Genomic DNA, 18,167 nt, shown 5'->3' with positions numbered 1-18,167 from the left:
TGTTGCGCGCTTTGCTTTGACAGGACCAGCGCAGGCCATCGGAAAAGATAGTGCTTGGCATCCGCTGGTTCCGCAAGCACAAACGCCGACCGGACCAGCAGCTCGGTGGGCAGTTCCAGCGCAGCTAGGATTTCTCCTCGGGCCGATATTCCGCCACGTCCATGGCTGCACGCATGCCGGCCTTGGCCAAGGCACCCAGTTGCTCGCTTGTGGCGTCGTTGTCCGTGATGATGCCGGTCAGGTTCTGACGATCCAAGATGACAAACGAGCGCCTGCCGATCTTCGATGAATCGGCCACCAGGTAGCTGCTGCTCGATTGCCGGATCATTTGCTCATTGACTGCCGCTTCCATTTCATCGCTGACCATCGGACCGACTTCGGGATCCAACCCGTTGATTCCGACAAAAGCCAAGTCAATGGTGATCTTTGCCAGAGAGGACTGCGCCATTGGACCAACCAGCTCGTAAGAACGGTCGTTGAGCACGCCGCCAGTAACCATCACCCGGATATGCGGGCGGACGGCCAGCATCGAGGCAATGTTCACCGCGTTGGTGACCACGGTCAACGTGACCCGGCCCGGTTCACCCACCAGGTCTTGGCGCAGGCTCAGTTCGCTGGCGATCGCCTTGGTGGTGGTTCCCCCGGATAATCCGATGACCATATTCTGCGAGACCATGTCGGCTGCCAGCTTCGCGATTTGCGCCTTCGCGCGGTCGTTGCTATCGCGCTGGTAGCGGGAAGGCAGGTCGTAGGCCACCGAGTTGGAGACCGCACCTCCGTGAGTGCGGGTAAGCAGTGATGCGGCGGCCAATGCGTCCAGGTCCCGGCGCGCCGTGGCCGGGCTGGTACCCAGTTGCTTGACGACTTCCTCTACATCGATCTGGCCGCGGCTGGCCAGCAGATCGAGGATCTGGTTCTGCCGTTCCTCGCGTTTCATCGTGCGCGCTCCTTAATTTTCCAGTTCATCAAGCGTGCAGCGCAGTTGGCGCACCTGTTGCTCAGATACTTCGATGGTATCGGCATAGCGGGTCTTGGCAGAAGAATGAACGGCTGCGACTCCCAGTCTGCGTACGGATTCAATATCTGTTGCCTGCAGCCCGCCACCGCACATGATCTCGATCCGGCTGCCGGCGGCTTGAACCATGGCCTCGATCGTGGCCATGCCCTGGCCAACGGTTCTTCTCCCGCCGCTGCTGAGCACTCGGTGAGCCGGGAACTCCAGAAGCCTGGCAAGTTCCCCTATTGGGTCTCGGCTGGCATCGATGGCCCGGTGCACCGTGATTTCCAGCCTCTGGTTCACCGCCAGGGCGGCCTCGGCCCAGGGCCGCATCATGGCCAAGTCCAGTGCCCCGCGTGGATCCAGCGCACCGAGCACTATCCCGTCTACCCCCGCGGCAGCAAGACGTGCAGCTTGCCTCTCCATGAGCGCGGCTTCCTCGGTGGTGTAGCGGAAATTTCCCGGACGGCTGCGCAGCAGTGCGTGCACCCCTCGTGGAGGCCGATGCTCAAGGATCTGTTCGAGCGCTTCCGGGTTTGGCGTGAGCCCGCCTAGTTCCAGCGCTTGGCAGGCTTCGAGCCGATCGGCTCCGGCCCGCGTTGCCCGTTGGGCGCATGCACCAGACGTGGCCACGATTTCCAGCGCCAGCAACGCCGTGCCCACGGCTATTTCACCGCACCGGCAGCCAGGCCGCCGATAAGCCGCTTCTCGATCAATGCGAAGAGCACGATCACCGGAACGATGGCCACAATGGATACTCCGAAAACGTATTGCCATGCAGTGGAGTACTGGCCAACGAACTTGGTCAACGCGACGCTCAACGGCTGGTTCTCGGCGGTGGAGAGGATCACCAGCGAGGCAGCGAATTCATTCCAGCAGGAAACAAAAGTGAAGATCACTGCTGTGACAATACCCGGCCAAACCAGTGGAAGGTTGATGGTGAACAGCACCCGCAGCTTTCCAGCCCCATCAATCTGCGCAGCTTCATCGATGCTGCGTGGTACGCCTGCGAAGAAAGAGTGCATGATCCATACCGCGAAGGCCAAGTTGAAGGCGGCATTGATCAGGATCATTGCCAGCCAAGTGTCGTTCAGATTCCAAGCCAGCATCTGCTTGAACAAACCTGCGGTGAGCACGGCAGGTTGCAGCATCTGCGTGACAATCACCAAGAACATGAATACCATCTTGCCCGGGAACTTGAATCGGGCGGTGTAGTAGGCGGCCGGGGTCGCGACCAGCAGTACCAGCAAGGTGGCGAAAACCGCGATCACGATGGTGGAGATCAAGTTGTAGGGCACCGGAGTTTCCGGGGTGTCCCACATGGTGATGTAGTTGGAAAACTGCGCACCATCCTGCGGCAGGTATTTTGGCGGGATAGCCAGGATTTCGGATTGGGTTTTCAGCGACCCGATCAGCATCATGCCGTAGGGAATGAGGAAGATAATGACTACCGCGAAGCCTACAACCATCCGGCCGATGACAGTCTTCTTCGCGGCTCGATCTTCGGTTACCAAAAATGTCACGGCTAGATCTCCTGCATGGGTTTGACGGTTTTCACGTAGATCGCCACAATCACCAGCACGATTGCGAAATTCACAACCGAAAGTGCCGAAGACAGATCCAGTCGGCGGTCGAATTGCAGCACCTTGAAGATGTAGGTCATCAGCGTGTCTGCGCTGTTGCCGGGGATGGATCCGGTCATCACTTTCAATATCGGCAAGTTATTGAAGACGTTGATGATGTTGATCAGCATCGAGACGGCCAGCGCGGATCGCAGCTGGGGAATGATCACCAACAGGTAGGTTTTCCATCTACCGGCTCCATCTACGCGGGCTGCTTCCAAAGTTTCTTGCGGGATTGCTTGCAACCCGGCCAGCAGGGTGTAGGTCGTAAAAGGGATGGAAACAAAGATGGCCACAACTACCGAAACGGCAATGGCGGGAACGGCGTTCTTGGTCCATCCGTAGCCTTCATCCATCAAGCCGAGTTGAACAAAGAAGTGGTTGAAGATGCCGTAGTTCGGATCCAGCCCGTAGTAGAAAACTGTGGTGGTCATGACTACTGAGGCGGCCCATGGGACGATAACCGCCATCCGGACGATGGTGCGTCCAGGGAAGGGTTTGTTCAAGAACTGGGCCAGGACCAGTGACAGCAGCACGGTAATGACCACCACCGACACCACCCAGAGAACGGTGTTGAGCAAAACTCGGGGCAAGACCGGGTCTTGGAAGATGGTCACGAAGTTCTCCAGGCCTGCCGATTCAAGATCGGTTCCCACCGAAGAGATCTTCCTGGTCGAGTTGTAGATCATGTAGCCGGCGGGGAACACCACGATGGCCAGGATCAGCAAGAGTGCCGGCCCAATCCATGGCAAAGAAGACAAGAATGTCTGGGAATCCGTGCCTCGGCGGCGGGTGCGCCGGGCCCGGTTCGTAGCTGGCAGTACGGAGCTCATAGTCGGCTCGCTTTCGTTGCGTTCGGCCAGGTAACCCTGGGACCGGAGATTCTCGGTTGTCCAGCACGGCAGGCCCGGCGGTGTTACGCCGGGCCTGCCGTGGAATGCTTCCGGTAGCAGTTCCTAGCTTGCGGCGTCGGCCTTGGCTTGGATGCTCTCGAGTACTTCCTGAGCAGACTTGCCGGTCCCCAACTCGCCCATCAGTGACTTGAATGCACCATCGGTGGCGTTCCATGCCGGGTTTGTCGTCGGGTAGAAGACCGCGTTAGGCAACATGTCCAGGAATGGCGTGAGTGTTTCGTCTCCAGCCATCTTCTCGGAGCCGGACTTCGTCGTTGGCAAGAATCCTTCGGTGCTCACCCAATCGGTGTAGACGTCAGCGGAGAAGAAGTAGTCCATGAATTCTTTGACGGCAGCAGACTTGCTGCCGTCATTCCTGAAGGACATCAAGCGATCGGCAACACCCAGCGTTGCAGGCTCACCGGATTTCGTCGGCACGGCAGCCACACCGTAGTCCAGCTTCGGGTTCTCGTCCTCAATCTGCCCGATTGTCTGCGGCAGCGCGTAGGCGAAGCCGAGCTTGCCTTGGACGAACGTGTTGAGCATCGGGGTACGCTGTGTGGCACCGGGATCATTCTGGGTGACACCGTCGTCTACCATCTTCTTCATGAACTCGGCCGCTTCGAGGTTTTGCGGCGTATTCACCGAGATCTTCTGCGAGTCTCCGAAACTGCCACCGTTTCCGGCGAACCAGATCAGCGATTCGCCCTGGGCTTCCTCGCTGCCCAGGGGCATCCCGTAACCATCGGCCTTGGTTTTCTCGCTGATCAGCTTCGATGCATCATGGAGTTCTTCCCAAGTGGTAGGAACGGCATCAACGCCGGCTTCTTCCATCAGGGCCTTGTTGTAGAACAAAGCCCGGGCCGAAGCGATCAATGGCAAACCGAATTGGGTGCCTTCGAACTTCTCCGCGTCCGCAAAAGTCGTTTGGAAATCATCGATGGTTTCCTGCGAGGCAATGTCACTTGCCGGTGCAAGCAGGCCCTCGGCAGCGAACTCCGCGAAGGCTCCGCCGTTGTAGATGTCAGGAGCTTGTCCACCCTGCAACTTGGTTTTCAGCACACCCTCGATGTTTTCCCAAGACTGGACTTCGAGGTTGACGTCAATGTTCTCGTGCTCGGCTTCGAAGTCAGCGATTACGCCTTCCCAGAGGCCCTTGGTCCCATCCGAGTAAGTCGGTACGAGCATGTTCAAGGTCGTAGTGCCACCTGAAGCATCCGCGGATCCGCCACCATTATCAGAAAAACCGCAACTGGTCAGTAGCAATGCCGCGGCTGTTGAAAGGGCGAGAACCCCGGTTCGCGTCGTACGTTTCATGGTTGCTCCTCATCGCTGTGATGCTTTTGCATCGATGCAAGTGTGAATAATTCGTGACTTTTCTTGCCGATATAAATCAAGAAAAGTCAGATTCACTAAAAAGTATGAAGTGTTACAGATCACAGGTCAAGAGAATTTTGATATTTAGAGATTTAACTTGTTCGAAAAAGCTCATAAGTAATCATTAATGCATGCTTCTTTGCCAGTTTAGTGCTCAAGCAAGGCAAAGAGGCGGAGCAGGCGGGCCGCTTCTGAGGCCAAGGCTGCGCGGCCAGCGCCCACATATTTGCGTGAGTCAACGGCACCAGGATTAGCTTCGAGCCAATCACGCACGGCACGGGTAAAGAATCCATTCAGGTGCGTGGAAACATTAATCTTGCGCATGCCGGAGTTAATCGCCTTGACCAGCGTAGTGTCGGGGACCCCGGATGACCCGTGGAGCACCACTGGTATGGCCAGCGTTGACGAAAGCTGCTCAATCAGTGGCAAGTCCAGGCTGGCAGATCGCTCAAGCATGGCGTGCGAGGAACCGACGGCCACGGCGAGGGCATCAACCTCTGTCAGAGAATGAAAATGCCGTGCTTCGACAGGGTCGGTGCGTACCCCAGGAGCGTGGGCACCGTCCTTTCCGCCAATTTCTCCAAGTTCTGCCTCGACGTAGACCCCTTGGCGATGGGCGGCTTCCACTACTCGTATGGTGGCTGCAACGTTCTGCTCAAAGGGCAGTTTGGCGCCGTCGAACATGACCGATCCAAATCCCAGATCCATTGCCTGGTATACCAGCGATTCATCCTCGGCATGATCCAGATGCACAGCCACCGGGACTTCGGCAGATTCGGCCAATGCCAGTGTTGCAGCGGCAATCGCGTGGAGTCCACCGTGGTATTTCACGCAATTCTCGCTAATCTGCAAGATCACCGGCAACCCGACCTGCTCAGCACCACCGATTATGGCTTGGGCGGTCTCGAGGTGAATAACATTAAAAGCTCCTTGGCCTCGGCGTTGCTTTACTGCCTGATCCATAATTTGGCTGGTGGGAACCAATGGCATGGTCGTGCTCCTTAGATTTGTTCGTTCGCAGGGATAATGCGGTAGTTGGTGTCTCTAGCCAGCTCGATGTGCTGGGGTGACAGGCTCCCTGCAGTTGGCATGAGTACCGTAGCCGCGGACCAGGCGACAGCCCGTCGCAAGATCGCTTCCCGGTTCAGCAGCTGCACAAACCCCGAGGCGATAGCGGCCACGGCCGAATCCCCTGCCCCAGTTGGGTTCCCGGACAGCGTTCGGTTGAGTTTGGCATGGGCGACCAGCGGTGTTTCCCTGGTGAAGTGGTACAGCCCTTGGGCCCCGGCACTGACATAGACTTCCGGGGCGCCAAGACGCAGCAATTCCCGCGCTCCCCCACCTATGCTGGCGCAACCGGTGGCCTCGCGCAGCTCATGATCGTTGGGCTTGAGAACTGCCCCGCATTTGGCAGCGAGCAGCAGGTTTGGCCCGCTGGTATCCACCACAGTCCACAGTCCTTGGCCGGTGGCGTGGCCAATGAGCCTGCTGATTGTTTCCTTGGGAGTTCCCGGTGGCCAGGATCCGCAGATGGCCACCGCGCTCGCTGTCGATAGCAAGGCCTGGAACTCGTCTTCTATACGCGACCATTCGGCAGTTGCCAGCGCGGTACCTGTTTCGTTGAAGATGCTCGTCATGTCGGACTCCGCGTCATGGAAAGCCATGGAGCGGCGGGTGGGGACAGAAGTGCGAACCGGATTGATCGCAATGCCCTGCTGTCCTAATTCGACAGCGAATTGCTCTCCAAGGCTGCCACCCAGCGGACATATGACTTCGACGTCAATGCCCTGGGAGTGCAGTACCTTGGCTACGTTGATCCCCTTGCCACCTGCTTGGCGATGCTGCAGCGTGACCCTGTGGCTGGAGTCCAGCTTCAAATTCGGGGTCAAGTAGGTTTCGTCCATGGCCGGATTCGGCGTGAAGCTAAGAATCATGGGTGGCGTCCTGCCCCGGGATGTGTTGCCTGGCGGGCGAGCAGCAAGGCACCTTGCAACCCTGCCTCCGCGCCAAGCCGCGCCGGAACAATCCGTGGTCTGCGTTGGAAAGATAATCGCCGTTCTAGCGATTGTTCTATCTCAGCAAAGAACGATGGCCCGGCTTGAGCCAAACCTCCGCCAATGATGATTCCTTCTGGCGCGGTTGATGAGCATAGTTGAGCCAGCGTGAAGCTCAGAGCCTCAATGGCCTCCGCGATGATCGTTGCCGCTTTGGCGTCTCCAGCGGCCCGGGCGGCGAAGATTTCTTTGGCACCGGCCGATGTTCCCGTGGCTTGTTCGTATCTTCGTGCGATGGCACCGGCCGAGGCGAGGGTTTCCAGGCAGCCTGTGGCACCGCAAGCACAGAGCAGGCCTCCGGGGACCGGCGCATGCCCCAGTTCCCCTGCGTACCCGCCAGCTTCCAAGAGACGGCCGTCGACCACCAAGGCCGACGCAATCCCGGTTCCTATGATCAAAATGGCGCTGTTGCGCCGCAGTGCGTCGTCGTGTGCGCCGCTTCCTAACTCCAGTTCTGCACGGGCAGCCGAAGCCACATCATGCCCGAAGCCCACAGGCAGTCCGAGCGCGTCAGAGACCAGCCGCTTCATCGGAACATCGCGCCAGCCGAGGTTCGCTGAGAACACTGCCATCTCGGCAACCGGGTCTACCAATCCGCAGACCACCAGGCCCGCTGCCGCCGGCTGCTGGTCATTCGCTTCACGGAGCTTGGCTGCGAGCCCGAGCAACTGGTCAACGAGTACCTGGGCGGCAAGCTGCGGGGATGCCTTGCGCGTAGGTTCTCGCAGTACCCGGAGAATTTCACCTTCTTCTGTGGCCAGCCCGGCTTTAACGTCGGTGCCGCCGACATCGAAGAGCAGATATCGCTTTAACATGGCTGAGTACTCAGCCTTCCAGAATCACCGAGCGCGTGAGGTTGCGCGGGTGGTCCGGGTCCATCCCCCGGGCACGCGCCCGGTCCAGGGTGACCCTGTGAATGTAGGCAAGCTCGGCCAACGGGTGACGGTCTTCATTGATGTAGATGGCGCCAGTGCTGCGCACCTGGATATCCAGGTCCTCGGGCTGTTCGCCGAGCATCCACGTCACTCGGTTGGGCGCGGCAATGGCGATCGGCCCGTGACGGTAGTCCATTGCAGGGTAGGCTTCGGTCCACCCTTGGACAGCCTCTCTCATTTTCAAGGCGGCTTCATGGGCCAGGCCCACGGAGAATCCCCGTCCAAGGAAGGTGAATTGTTCTGCGTCCACTAGTTCTTGTGGTGTTGGCGAGTTCACCAGCGCTTCGGCTTGGGTCATTGCGTGATCCAGCTTTTCCCCCACGCTGGAGAGCAAATAAGCCAGGGCAGTGGTAGCAAAACGCGTCTGGACGACGGACTGCTCATCGGCATAAGGCAGCTGAATCACGGCATCGACCCTGTCCACTATGGGCGAGGCCACGTCCCCGATGATGCCTACGGTGTGGATGCTGTCATCGAGTTCGGCCAGCAGTTGGAGCACTTCAGAGGTGGTGCCCGAACGAGTAATCGCAACCACGGCATCGTAGTCACGCGTAGCGATACGCGCTTCAGATGCGGCGAAGGCATCAGTCACACCGTGGCCTGCTGCTTCTCTCGCCGCGGCATAGGCTTCAGCCATGAACCATGATGTCCCGCATCCCACTACGGCAACCTTCGCGCCCTTGGCCGGCAACAGGTTTTCGCGCTGTTGCTGCGCTACTGCACGACGCCACATCTCTGGTTGCGAGACCAGCTCTTCTTCCATATGTGCGCCTAGCACGGTTCGCTCGCTCATGCGTTTGCTCCTTTTGGCATGCAGTGCCCGACAGATCAGGATTGATGTTTTATGATTATTTTTAGATGATAACAGTCAGAAACAATCTATTTCGAGTATAGGGTGAGAAACCCGTCTTGAGAATGCCTGCCCAGAAATTCTCCAATTCCCGCCAGTGGCAGACCGCTCCCAAAAGTGCGGCAGCAATCGACTATTGATGGGAATTAACTAGTCAGCGAGGAAATTACCGCGTTGTTCCAGGCATGCAGATTCTGCTCGTCCGATAGCCGGTCCACTGATGATCAACCTCGGCGAAATGTGTTCCCACCACAAGCCACGTGAGATTTGGCTTGATCGACCGATGGGATTACCGGCTTGGGCATAAAGAAAGCCCGCCTGAAAAATTTTCAAGCGGGCTTTCATGCACCGTTTCCGGTGCAAACAATATCTAGTTCAGTGCTGAGATGGCTGCATCGTAGTCCGGCTCGGTGGTGATCTCCGGGACGATTTGGCTGTAAACAACCTTGCCGTCTTCATCCAGGACAACAACCGAACGGGCCAGCAAGCCACCCAGTGGACCGTCAACCTGGGTCACACCGTAGTCCGAACCGAAGTCGGAACGGAAGACCGAAGCAGCGGTAACGTTCTCGATGTCTTCGGCACCGCAGAAGCGTCCCAGTGCGAATGGCAAGTCAGCAGAAACGCACACCACGGTCGTGTTCTCCAGGCCGGCAGCCAATTCGTTGAAGCGACGCACGCTGGCAGCGCAAACGCCGGTATCAACCGACGGGAAGATGTTCAGGACAACGCGACGGCCAGCCAGCGATTCGCTGGTGACATCTGCAAGGCCGGTGTCGGTGAGAGTGAAAGCTGGAGCCTGCGAGCCAACGGCCGGCAGATCACCAATAGTCTGTACAGGGGTTCCCTTGAAAGCAGTATTAGCCATAGGTCTTGTTTATCATGAATGCCTAATCCGGAGCTATATTTTTTGCCTGCTAGCGCAAACAAGTCGCTCACGTCTCGTTCCTATGCAAAACTGTGGACATGGGCCCCGACTACGATTCATACGCAGCGAAGATGCGTGCTCAGACCCTTGACGGCACTGATTTGGAAGTAGTCGCCCGTTTCACCGACATGCTCTGCCGCCGCAATTCACGAATTCTCGATATCGGTTGCGGGGTAGGCAACACCGTCAACGCCTTGCGCCGCTTGGGACACCGTGGCTACGGCATAGATCCCACTCCCCAAGTGCTGGATGTAGCTGCAGAGCTATTCGACGGGAGCTGGTTCCGGCAGCTATCGGCGAACCAGCTGACCGTGGGCTCATTGGACGAGCATGACCGGCCAAGGACGTACGACGCCATATTGTTGACCGGTAATGTGCCTGCTTTCATTTCTCGCGATGAACTGCGAGGCGTTTTCAACTTAGCCGATCAGATGCTCAGCGTCTCGGGCGTACTCGTTGTCGGAACCACCCGCCATGCCAACGGCGGACCGGAAGACCAGGACGAACTTCGCGAAGGAACCTCGCTGCAGCTCGTGCAGCGATTCGCCGACTGGCATTTAGCTCCCTACCGTTCTGGCTCCCAATGGTCGGTGAGCGTGTACGCGCGCACCGGTCAGCGTTCAGGATTCGAGAGCCCAGATGGAATATTCATTCTGCCCTCCTAGCCTCGTGGCTATTTGCGAAACGCCGCCAGGTATTCAACAGGCGGCAAGCTTTTCAAGGCCTGGAATCGCTGCCTAAATGCGACCGCTGTTTCGTAGCCAACTGACTTTGCAAGAGCAGCTGCCGTTTCATCGGTTTCCACGAGCCGCAGGCAAGCCTCTTTTATTCTCAGTGACATTGGGACAGTGGGCATCCCCATGCAGAACTGTGCTGAGCCAAGCGGGAGAATTGCCCATGGCTCCGGGCACGAGACGCTGATTTCCCAGCGCTAGGAAGCTACCAGTCCGGGAAGGCACGGAGGCTTGCCTCGATCTCGCCAGAAGCCGCCACCAGTCGTCGGGAATTGGGAGTACCGGACCTGCGTGGCCAGCAGGGGCAGGCATTGAAGGCTTCTCATCGCTTCCATCGAGCAGTCGGACAGAATGCAGCGTCCTAGTTTTGCTTACGGCTTGGACTGCTTCAATCCGCAGCACGGCTCGGGGCCGAAGAATCCTCGCGGCCGGATTCCTGCCGTCCCTATCCCCTTCCCTAGGCGCGCGCGATCCAGACAGATTTTAAATGGGCTTTCACAAAGCTCTAGATCGCTTTGCCGGCCCGATACACGCTGTGGGTCAAGTTCATCCCAGGACGGTACGCCAGATGCGCAGCAACTGGCGCGTCAAGAACATGCAGATCCGCGCGCTTGCCGATCTCAATAGATCCCACTTGGTCGGCAACGCCCAGCGCGAGCGCCCCTCCGTAGGTTGCCGCCTCGATGGCTTCAGCCAGGGTCAGGTCCATTTGGAGCACTGCGGTAGCCACGCAGAAGTTCATGTTGCTCGTGTAGCTGGTACCCGGATTGCAGTTGCTTGCCAGTGCGATTCGCACGCCTGCATCGAGCAGTGCACGGCCCGGGGCCAGCGGTTGCCTTGTGGACAGGTCGCAGGCGGGCAAGCAGGTGGCGACGGTGCCCGCAGTCCCTGTTCTTGTTGCAGTGTCCCAGCCAGCCCAGCTTCCGGCGAGCGCATGGAGGTCCTGTTCGTCCAGGTAATTCACGTGGTCTACCGAGTGGCTGCCGAACTCTACGGCCAGCTTCACGCCCGGCCCTGGACCCAGCTGGTTTCCGTGGACCTTCGTCGCCAGTCCCTTGTTCCTTGCGGCGTCCAGGACCCGGCGCGACTGTTCTTCGGTGAATGCGCCGCGTTCGCAGAAGACATCCACGAAGTCGACGTAGGCCGCCACGGCATCCAGCATCGGTCCGGTGACCAAATCGGTGTAGTCATCGGCATCCCATCCTGCCGGTACCAAGTGAGCGCCAAGGAAAGTCAGGGAATCGACCAGCGGCTTGCCCAGCACCGAATGCCGGATTTCTTCTTCCAGTGCCAGGCCGTAGCCGGTCTTGGTTTCCATCCAGGTGGTACCCATCGCCAGAGCTTCACGGCGGCGATCAGCCACGAGGTCGGCCAGTTCCTTGTCCGAGAGCTGCCCGGTGGCCGATGTGGTGACCGCGATGCCTCCAGCGGCATAGGACTGGCCTGCCATGCGGGCTACGAACTCCTCGGCGCGGTCGCCGCCGAAAATCAGGTGGCTGTGGGAATCAACCCAACCGGGCAGCACCGCACGGCCGCCCAAATCGATCCCGTGTCCTGCAGCAGGTGCATGCGCCATGTTGCCGATCCATGCGACCAGTCCGTCCTCGATCAGCACCGCCGCGTCTTCCAGCACGCGGCCCTTCGCGTCAACCGTAGTCAGCTGTCCAATGTTGGTAAGCAACAAGGTTGCCATGAGCGCTCCGCCTTCGTGGTATTTCCAATCCTTTAGCCAAGAGCCTACCCATGGCTCGTTGCCTATGGGGCAGAACAATAGGGTGCCCGTCTGGGATTTCAGACTGGCACCCTATTGTTCCCACTGCAGGCCAGGGTTACCCCTTGGTGGCACCTGCCAGCAATCCCCGCACGAAGAACCGTTGCAGGGCGAAGAAGACCGCCAGCGGAATGATCATCGAGATGAAAGCGCCTGCGGTGAGCAGCTCCCAGGATTGCCCGTAGGTACCCGAGAGGTCCTGGAGCGCTTTCGTGATCGGCAAGCCTCCACCCGAGGTGAAGACCGTCGCAACCAAGAGGTCATTCCACACCCAGAGGAACTGGAAGATTCCGAAGGAAGCAATAGCCGGCATCGACAGGGGCAGGACGATCTTCGAGAAGATCTTCCCGTGCCCGGCTCCGTCAACACGAGCAGCCTCGATGACCTCATCGGGGATCTCCGAAATGAAGTTGTGCAGCATGAAGATCGCCAACGGCAAGGCGAAGATCGTGTGGGCAATCCAGACCTTGGCGTAGGCGCCATCCAACCCGTTGACTCCCAAGCCCGGCAGGATATACAGCCCACCGATCTTCACTCCGTCCGAGAACAGCTGGAGCAGCGGAACCAGCGCCATCTGGATCGGAACGATCTGCAGGGCGAAAACGAGAACGAAGAGCGTATTGCGCCCCTTGAAGTTGATCCACGCGAAGGCATAGGCAGCCAAGCTGGCGACAAGGATCGGCACGATCGCCGCCGGAATGGTGATGACCAGCGAATTCAGGAACGCCTTGGACAGCGGAAGGCTGTCGCCGGAGGCAAAGGCCTGCGCATAGTTATCGAGCGTGAATGAAGGGTTGGACAGGGCCGTCCACCAGCCCGAGGTCTTGATGTCATCAGCCTGCCTGAAGGAGGAGACAAACAGGCCGAAGGTGGGGATGGTCCACACCGCGGCAATGATGAACGCCGCAATGGTGGCTGCGCGGGAGGTGGTGGCTTTGCGCAGTTTCCCGCTGGTTTTCTCGGTAGCTGCCAAGAGGCGTCGAGAGGATTCGCTGACGGTGCTCATCGGACTCCCCTTTGCTTCTTATGCTGGCGGACGTTGTAGATGATGATCGGCAGTACCAGGATGAACAGGATGACGGCCAGGGCCGAGCTGTAGCCGGTGCGTGCCCCGAGCTGGAACTGGCGCACCATTTCGAATGCCAGTACCGTTGTATCCGAGCGTCCGCCGGTCATCGAAGAGACGATGTCGAAGACCTTGAGCGAGGCAATGGAAATGGTGGTCAATACGACGATGACGGTGGAGCGGATCCCCGGCAGCGTGACATTGGCGAAACGCTGCCATGGGCTGGCCCCGTCCAGGGAGGCTGCTTCGAATTGCTCTGCGGGCACGCCCTTGATGGCCGCGGACAGGATGACCATGGCGAATCCCGCCTGTGTCCAGATCAGGATGACCACCAGGAACAACGTGTTCCACGGTTCGAGCCCGAGCCAGTCGACCGGGGTGGCCCCGAATGCCGTGATGATCGCGTTGAGCACGCCTATTTGCTCGCCCTGGCGGATGTCGTAGAAGAACTTGAAGATGATCGATGCGCCAACGAAGGAAATCGCCATGGGCATGAACACCAGCAGCTTGAAGAACTTCTCGCCACGGCTCTTGTCGATGAATACCGCGTAGGCCAATCCGATAATAGTGGAGACCACGGGCGCCACCAGAACCCACACCAGGGTATTGAGCAGGGCGGTCAGGCCATCGGGGCTGGTGAACACCCAGAGGAAATTCCCCAGGCCGACGAAGCCGGATCCGTCGTTGGCCATGAAGGCGCTGACCGCGGTGCGGACCGTGGGGTAGATCAAGCCCATAGCGAGCAGCAGCATGGCCGGAGCCAGGAAACCGGACAGCTGCAGCAGCGAGCCGGCGCCGGATCGCGAGCGCCGGTCCAGGAAAAACAGCACCGCACCGAGCACCGCGGCCAGCGCGGCCACCCACATCACGGAGTTGTACAGGCCCAGGACCAGCAGGATCGCCACCGGGACCAAGACCGCGGCGGCAAAGCGCACGACGGCGAAAACCCGTCCGCCCTTGGTCGCTATCTCGACAAAGGCGAGGATCGCTGCGATCAAGACCGCGAAGGCAACCAGGACGATCGGCACTTGGACTAGCGGCGGAACGCCAGCCAGCCACTGGAAGAATTCAGACATGCGTTCAGGCTCCTACAATCCCGCCAACGGCCGGGACTCCCGGCCGTTGGCGATGTACCAGATGGCGACTAGGAGTCATAGCCGGACTGGATATTTTCAAGCACTTCCTTGGTCGGCTTGCCATCGATCCAGTCCACCAGGCCCTTCCAGAAGGAGTCGGAGCCGACGCTCTTGGGCATCAGATCAGACCCGTCGAAGCGGAAAGTGGTGTTCGGATCCTGCAGCAATTCAACAGCGGAACGCAGCAGGTCGCTGCTGGCGTTCTTCGGATCAAGCCCGGAGTTCGCCGAGATCACGCCGCCGAGTCCAACGCGGCTATTGGCCCAATCCGCGCTGGCCAGGTATTCCTGGACCTTGGCGGTATCCTCATCATTGGAGAAGGCGGCAACGAATTCACCGCCGCCTACAACAGATACGGGGTCATCGGCTTTGGCTGGCGGGGCAACGAAAGCCCAGACATCCCCGTCAGGCGCCACGGTAGCTTTCTCGCCATCGGCGTTCTTGGAATCCAGGACGTATCCTTCCAGGAAGGATGCCTGGTGGGTCAGCGGGCAGGTTCCCTTGGCCACGGCCGTGCCAACATCGCCGAAGGCGGTGGCGTTGATCGACTTCACGTCGCCATATCCAGCGTTGACTTGCTCCGGGTCCAGCAGGATCTTTCCAACGGAATCGAAGGCGCTGGTGATTTCTGGCGAAGTGAATTCCAGATCGCCCGAAACCCACTTGTCGTAGGCTTCGGTTCCGGACTGGCGCAGGACCGCGTCTTCAATCCAGTCGGTGCCCGGCCATCCCGATGCCTCGCCCGAGGCGAATCCGGCACACCAGGCCGGTTCATTGGTCTGCTTCGAGATTTCGGTGCCCAGGGTGGTCATTTCATCCCAGGTTTCCGGGACGCTCAAGCCCCACTGCTCGAACTGCTTGGGCGAGTACCAGATGTAGCCTTTCACGCTGGCCATCAGCGGCACCCCGTACTGCACCCCATCGACCTTGCCGTAGTTCTGCCAGTCCTCGGACCAGTTGCTCTGCAGCTGGGACTGGACTGCCTCGGGAAGTTGCTGCACCTTGCCCTGGGCCACGGTGGCCTGCAGCAAGCCGGGTTGCGGGAAGACGGCCAGGTCCGGGGTGTCGCCGCCCTGGACCTTGATTCCGATTTGGGATTCGAAGTTCTTGTCGCCGGTGTAGCGGATCTTGATGCCGTTCTCCTCGGACCACTTGGCCCAGGATTCTTCCAGCAGTTCGGCTTCAATGCCGGTGACCGGACCGTAGATATCGACGACTCCGTCGGCTTGGCCCACTTGGGCTTCGCCGCCGCCGGAGGCGTTGGGGTCATTGGGGTCTGCTCCGCCCGAGCAACCGGCCAGGAGCAGGCCGATTGCTGCCACCGAGATAACCGGCGCGAACTTCAGCCCACGTTTTGCTTTAGTCATGATGCCCTCCACGTTGGGTAATGCCCTGCCGGATGAGGCGGCCTGGCACGAGTGATCCCCTCAATAGTGACGCAGGTCATCGACGCGCGTCAACAGTTATGGGTGAACACCGTGGAGAAAATGGCGCGGGCAGGTCATCGCGGTGCCGGGCCCGAGCTGTCCCGGACCACCATCAGCGGCGCGACCAGTTGCTGCACCGGCGCCTGGGAGCGCCCCTCGATCTGCTGCACCAGGGCGTCCACCGCGGCATGGGAAATGGCCTCCCCCGGCGGGGCTACCGTGGTCAGCGCCGGGGCAACCATCTCGGCCGAACGGTCCCCGACCCCCAGGGCGATCACCGAGAGGTCATCGGGGATCCGCAACGCAGCCAGGCCAGCGGCGTTGACAAATCCCGCGGTGGCGAACTCCTTGAGCGCCAGCACCGCAGTGGGTCGCGGGTGCAGTTCCAGGTAGGCATTCAACGCCGCGCGGCCGCCGCGGGCGTTGTTTTCCACCGGCACTTCCTGCATCGCCATGCCCCGATCGCGCACGGCATCGCAGATGGCCCGGGCCGTGCGGATGGCCGGGCCGTTGCCGGCTTCCTGGTCTTCCACCGATACGTTGATGTACATGATGGATTGGTGGCCGAGGCTCGCCAAATAGTTCACCGCGATGCGCCCGGCCTGGGCAAAATCATTATCGACATAGGACAGGTCCGCGCTGTCATCGGGACGGCCAATGGAGGCAAAGGCAATGCCCGCGCGCCGCAGGACATCAAAGCGCGGGTCATTGATCGACACTTCCATCAAGAGCACCCCGGCCACCAGCTTCTGCCCGACCAGGCTTTCCAATCCCATGGCATCGGTCATCGGGTTGGACCACAACAGCATGTGGTAGCCCAGCGCGCGGGCACGCTCCATGGCGGCGGTGACGTACTCGAACTCGGTGGAAGAATAGCCGTCCAGGCTGGTGGGAAAGTGCAGGGCAAGGATGCCCCGGCGCGATCCGGCCAGGCCTTGGGCAAAGGCATCCGGGGTGTAGTTCAACTCCCGCATGGCCGCCAAGACCCTGGCCTTGGTCGCCTCGGAAATGGTGCGCCGGCCGCTGATCACGTAGGACACGGTACTAGGAGATACGCCGGCCAAGCGCGCCACGTCGTTCCTGGTAGCCATGAGCCCACCGCCTTTGGTTATTCCAACTCGTCATCCCTATTGAAACACGGCGCCGGGCAATCCCCCTGGGTCAGCGGCTGGCGACGAATGCCTGCACGCAGGCCTCGATATCCTCAGCCGAATGCGCGGCAGAAAGCTGGACGCGGATGCGCGCGGCGCCCTTGGGCACTACCGGGAAGCTGAAGGCCGTGACGAAGACGCCCTGCTCCAGCATCTTGCCTGCGACCTCTGCGGCCTTGACCGCGTCGCCGAACATCACCGGAATGATGGCGTGCTCGCCGTCGAGCAATTCGAAGCCCTCTTCGGTCATGCGGCGGCGGAAGTGCGCAGCGTTCTCGAAGAGCTTCTCGCGCAGGTCCCCGGAGTCCACCACCAGGTCCAGCGCCTTCAACGTGGCAGCCACGATCGATGGAGCCAGCGAGTTGGAGAACAGGTACGGGCGGGCCTTCTGGCGCAGCATCGCGACAATCTCGCCGCGGCCGGACACGTAGCCGCCCGAGGCGCCGCCCAATGCCTTGCCGAAGGTGCCGGTGTAGATGTCCACGCGGTCTGAGACTCCTGCATGCTCCGGGGTGCCTGCCCCGGTGGCGCCCATGAAGCCCACGGCGTGGGAGTCATCGACCATGACCAGCGCGTTGTACTTGTCAGCCAGATCGCAGATGGCCTCCAAGGGAGCCAGGTAGCCGTCCATGGAGAAGACGCCATCGGTGACGATGATGGTGCGGCGGGCGCCCGCCCCGCCGTTGAGCTGCGCGGCGGATTGCAGCTGGGTTTCCAGGTCGGCCATGTCCTGGTTGGCGTAGCGGAAGCGCGCGGCCTTGGACAAGCGGATGCCATCGATGATCGAGGCGTGGTTCAGCGCATCGGAGATGATGGCGTCTTCCTTGCCGAACAGCGATTCGAACACGCCGCCGTTGGCATCGAAGCAGCTGGAGAACAAGATGGTGTCCTCGGTGCCCAGGAATTTAGAGAGCTTGGCTTCCAGGTCCAGGTGCAGGTCCTGGGTGCCGCAGATGAAGCGGACCGAGGCCACGCCGAAGCCGCGCTCATCCATGGCGGTCTTGGCCGCGTCGATGATCTGCTGGTTATCGGCCAAGCCCAGGTAGTTGTTGGCGCAGAAATTCAGCACCTTCCGTGCATCGTCGCCCAGCGAGCCGGCCATGATGGAGGCGGACTGGGCCGAGTCGATGTGGCGTTCTGCCTTGAACAGGCCGGAGGACTTCAGCTCGTCCAATTCGGCGGCAAGCTGGTCTTTGAGATCCGTGTACATTGCAAATGCTCCTTGT

General features: G+C 59.9%; 18 protein-coding genes. 1 reads left to right on the top strand and 17 read right to left on the bottom strand.

The genetic code is table 11. The features are described from left to right. Window positions 1–124: 124 nt before the first annotated feature. The 10 genes from CQ012_RS07470 to tpx all read right to left on the bottom strand — a co-directional run bounded on the left by CQ012_RS07470 (window position 125) and on the right by tpx (window position 9,596). Window positions 125–937 carry a DeoR/GlpR family DNA-binding transcription regulator gene (locus CQ012_RS07470; protein WP_105657191.1) on the bottom strand — a complete coding sequence of 271 codons (813 nt, stop codon included), beginning with the start codon at window positions 935–937 and terminating at the stop codon, window positions 125–127. A gap of 12 nt (window positions 938–949) precedes the next feature. After that, window positions 950–1,660 carry a copper homeostasis protein CutC gene (locus tag CQ012_RS07465; RefSeq protein ID WP_181149033.1) on the bottom strand — a complete coding sequence of 237 codons (711 nt, stop codon included), beginning with the start codon at window positions 1,658–1,660 and terminating at the stop codon, window positions 950–952. A gap of 2 nt (window positions 1,661–1,662) precedes the next feature. Next, a complete protein-coding gene (locus tag CQ012_RS07460; RefSeq protein WP_286134591.1) occupies window positions 1,663–2,520 on the bottom strand; it encodes a carbohydrate ABC transporter permease in 858 nt (285 codons plus the stop codon). A gap of 2 nt (window positions 2,521–2,522) precedes the next feature. Then, a complete protein-coding gene (locus CQ012_RS07455) occupies window positions 2,523–3,452 on the bottom strand; it encodes a carbohydrate ABC transporter permease (RefSeq protein ID WP_105657189.1) in 930 nt (309 codons plus the stop codon). Window positions 3,453–3,575: 123 nt separating this feature from the next. Continuing rightward, window positions 3,576–4,829 carry an extracellular solute-binding protein gene (locus tag CQ012_RS07450; RefSeq protein ID WP_105657188.1) on the bottom strand — a complete coding sequence of 418 codons (1,254 nt, stop codon included), beginning with the start codon at window positions 4,827–4,829 and terminating at the stop codon, window positions 3,576–3,578. Window positions 4,830–5,036: 207 nt separating this feature from the next. Then, window positions 5,037–5,879, bottom strand: a complete 843-nt coding sequence (locus tag CQ012_RS07445; protein WP_105661772.1) for a class II fructose-bisphosphate aldolase — start codon at window positions 5,877–5,879, stop codon at window positions 5,037–5,039. Window positions 5,880–5,890: 11 nt separating this feature from the next. Continuing rightward, window positions 5,891–6,823: a 1-phosphofructokinase family hexose kinase gene (locus tag CQ012_RS07440; RefSeq protein WP_105657186.1), complete on the bottom strand. Its 933-nt coding sequence runs from the start codon at window positions 6,821–6,823 to the stop codon at window positions 5,891–5,893. Beyond that, complete coding sequence (locus tag CQ012_RS07435; RefSeq protein WP_105661771.1) at window positions 6,820–7,758, bottom strand: ROK family protein; 939 nt, start codon at window positions 7,756–7,758, stop codon at window positions 6,820–6,822. The genes CQ012_RS07440 and CQ012_RS07435 overlap by 4 nt, the downstream gene beginning before the upstream one ends. 10 nt (window positions 7,759–7,768) lie before the next feature. Then, window positions 7,769–8,671: an SIS domain-containing protein gene (locus CQ012_RS07430; RefSeq protein WP_105657184.1), complete on the bottom strand. Its 903-nt coding sequence runs from the start codon at window positions 8,669–8,671 to the stop codon at window positions 7,769–7,771. Between the two features lie 427 nt (window positions 8,672–9,098). Next, window positions 9,099–9,596 carry a thiol peroxidase gene (tpx, locus tag CQ012_RS07425; RefSeq protein ID WP_105661770.1) on the bottom strand — a complete coding sequence of 166 codons (498 nt, stop codon included), beginning with the start codon at window positions 9,594–9,596 and terminating at the stop codon, window positions 9,099–9,101. Window positions 9,597–9,694: 98 nt separating this feature from the next. On the opposite strand from tpx, the gene CQ012_RS07420 reads away from it, so the two are divergent. Further along, window positions 9,695–10,321: a class I SAM-dependent methyltransferase gene (locus CQ012_RS07420; protein ID WP_105661769.1), complete on the top strand. Its 627-nt coding sequence runs from the start codon at window positions 9,695–9,697 to the stop codon at window positions 10,319–10,321. A gap of 8 nt (window positions 10,322–10,329) precedes the next feature. Here the strand turns inward: CQ012_RS07420 and CQ012_RS17880 are convergent, their stop codons facing one another. From CQ012_RS17880 to CQ012_RS07390, 7 genes are all read right to left on the bottom strand, one after another. Then, a complete protein-coding gene (locus tag CQ012_RS17880; RefSeq protein WP_286134590.1) occupies window positions 10,330–10,461 on the bottom strand; it encodes a hypothetical protein in 132 nt (43 codons plus the stop codon). A gap of 434 nt (window positions 10,462–10,895) precedes the next feature. Then, window positions 10,896–12,083 carry an imidazolonepropionase gene (gene hutI / locus CQ012_RS07415; protein WP_105661768.1) on the bottom strand — a complete coding sequence of 396 codons (1,188 nt, stop codon included), beginning with the start codon at window positions 12,081–12,083 and terminating at the stop codon, window positions 10,896–10,898. Window positions 12,084–12,219: 136 nt separating this feature from the next. Beyond that, window positions 12,220–13,167, bottom strand: a complete 948-nt coding sequence (locus CQ012_RS07410) for a carbohydrate ABC transporter permease (RefSeq protein ID WP_105661767.1) — start codon at window positions 13,165–13,167, stop codon at window positions 12,220–12,222. After that, complete coding sequence (locus CQ012_RS07405; RefSeq protein WP_105661766.1) at window positions 13,164–14,303, bottom strand: carbohydrate ABC transporter permease; 1,140 nt, start codon at window positions 14,301–14,303, stop codon at window positions 13,164–13,166. Before CQ012_RS07405 ends, CQ012_RS07410 begins: the two co-directional genes overlap by 4 nt. Window positions 14,304–14,371: 68 nt before the next feature. Beyond that, window positions 14,372–15,730: an ABC transporter substrate-binding protein gene (locus CQ012_RS07400; RefSeq protein WP_105661765.1), complete on the bottom strand. Its 1,359-nt coding sequence runs from the start codon at window positions 15,728–15,730 to the stop codon at window positions 14,372–14,374. Window positions 15,731–15,864: 134 nt separating this feature from the next. Further along, window positions 15,865–16,881 carry a LacI family DNA-binding transcriptional regulator gene (locus CQ012_RS07395; RefSeq protein WP_105661764.1) on the bottom strand — a complete coding sequence of 339 codons (1,017 nt, stop codon included), beginning with the start codon at window positions 16,879–16,881 and terminating at the stop codon, window positions 15,865–15,867. Between the two features lie 70 nt (window positions 16,882–16,951). Continuing rightward, window positions 16,952–18,151, bottom strand: coding sequence for a glycine C-acetyltransferase (locus tag CQ012_RS07390; RefSeq protein WP_105661763.1), 1,200 nt, complete (start codon window positions 18,149–18,151; stop codon window positions 16,952–16,954). Between the last annotated feature and the right edge of the window lie 16 nt (window positions 18,152–18,167).

The sequence above is a fragment of the Arthrobacter sp. MYb214 genome (assembly GCF_002979865.1).
In the GTDB taxonomy this organism is placed as follows: domain Bacteria; phylum Actinomycetota; class Actinomycetes; order Actinomycetales; family Micrococcaceae; genus Glutamicibacter.
The sequence above is the reverse complement of the archived record's forward strand: the minus strand, read 5'-3'. Positions and strand labels throughout refer to the sequence as shown.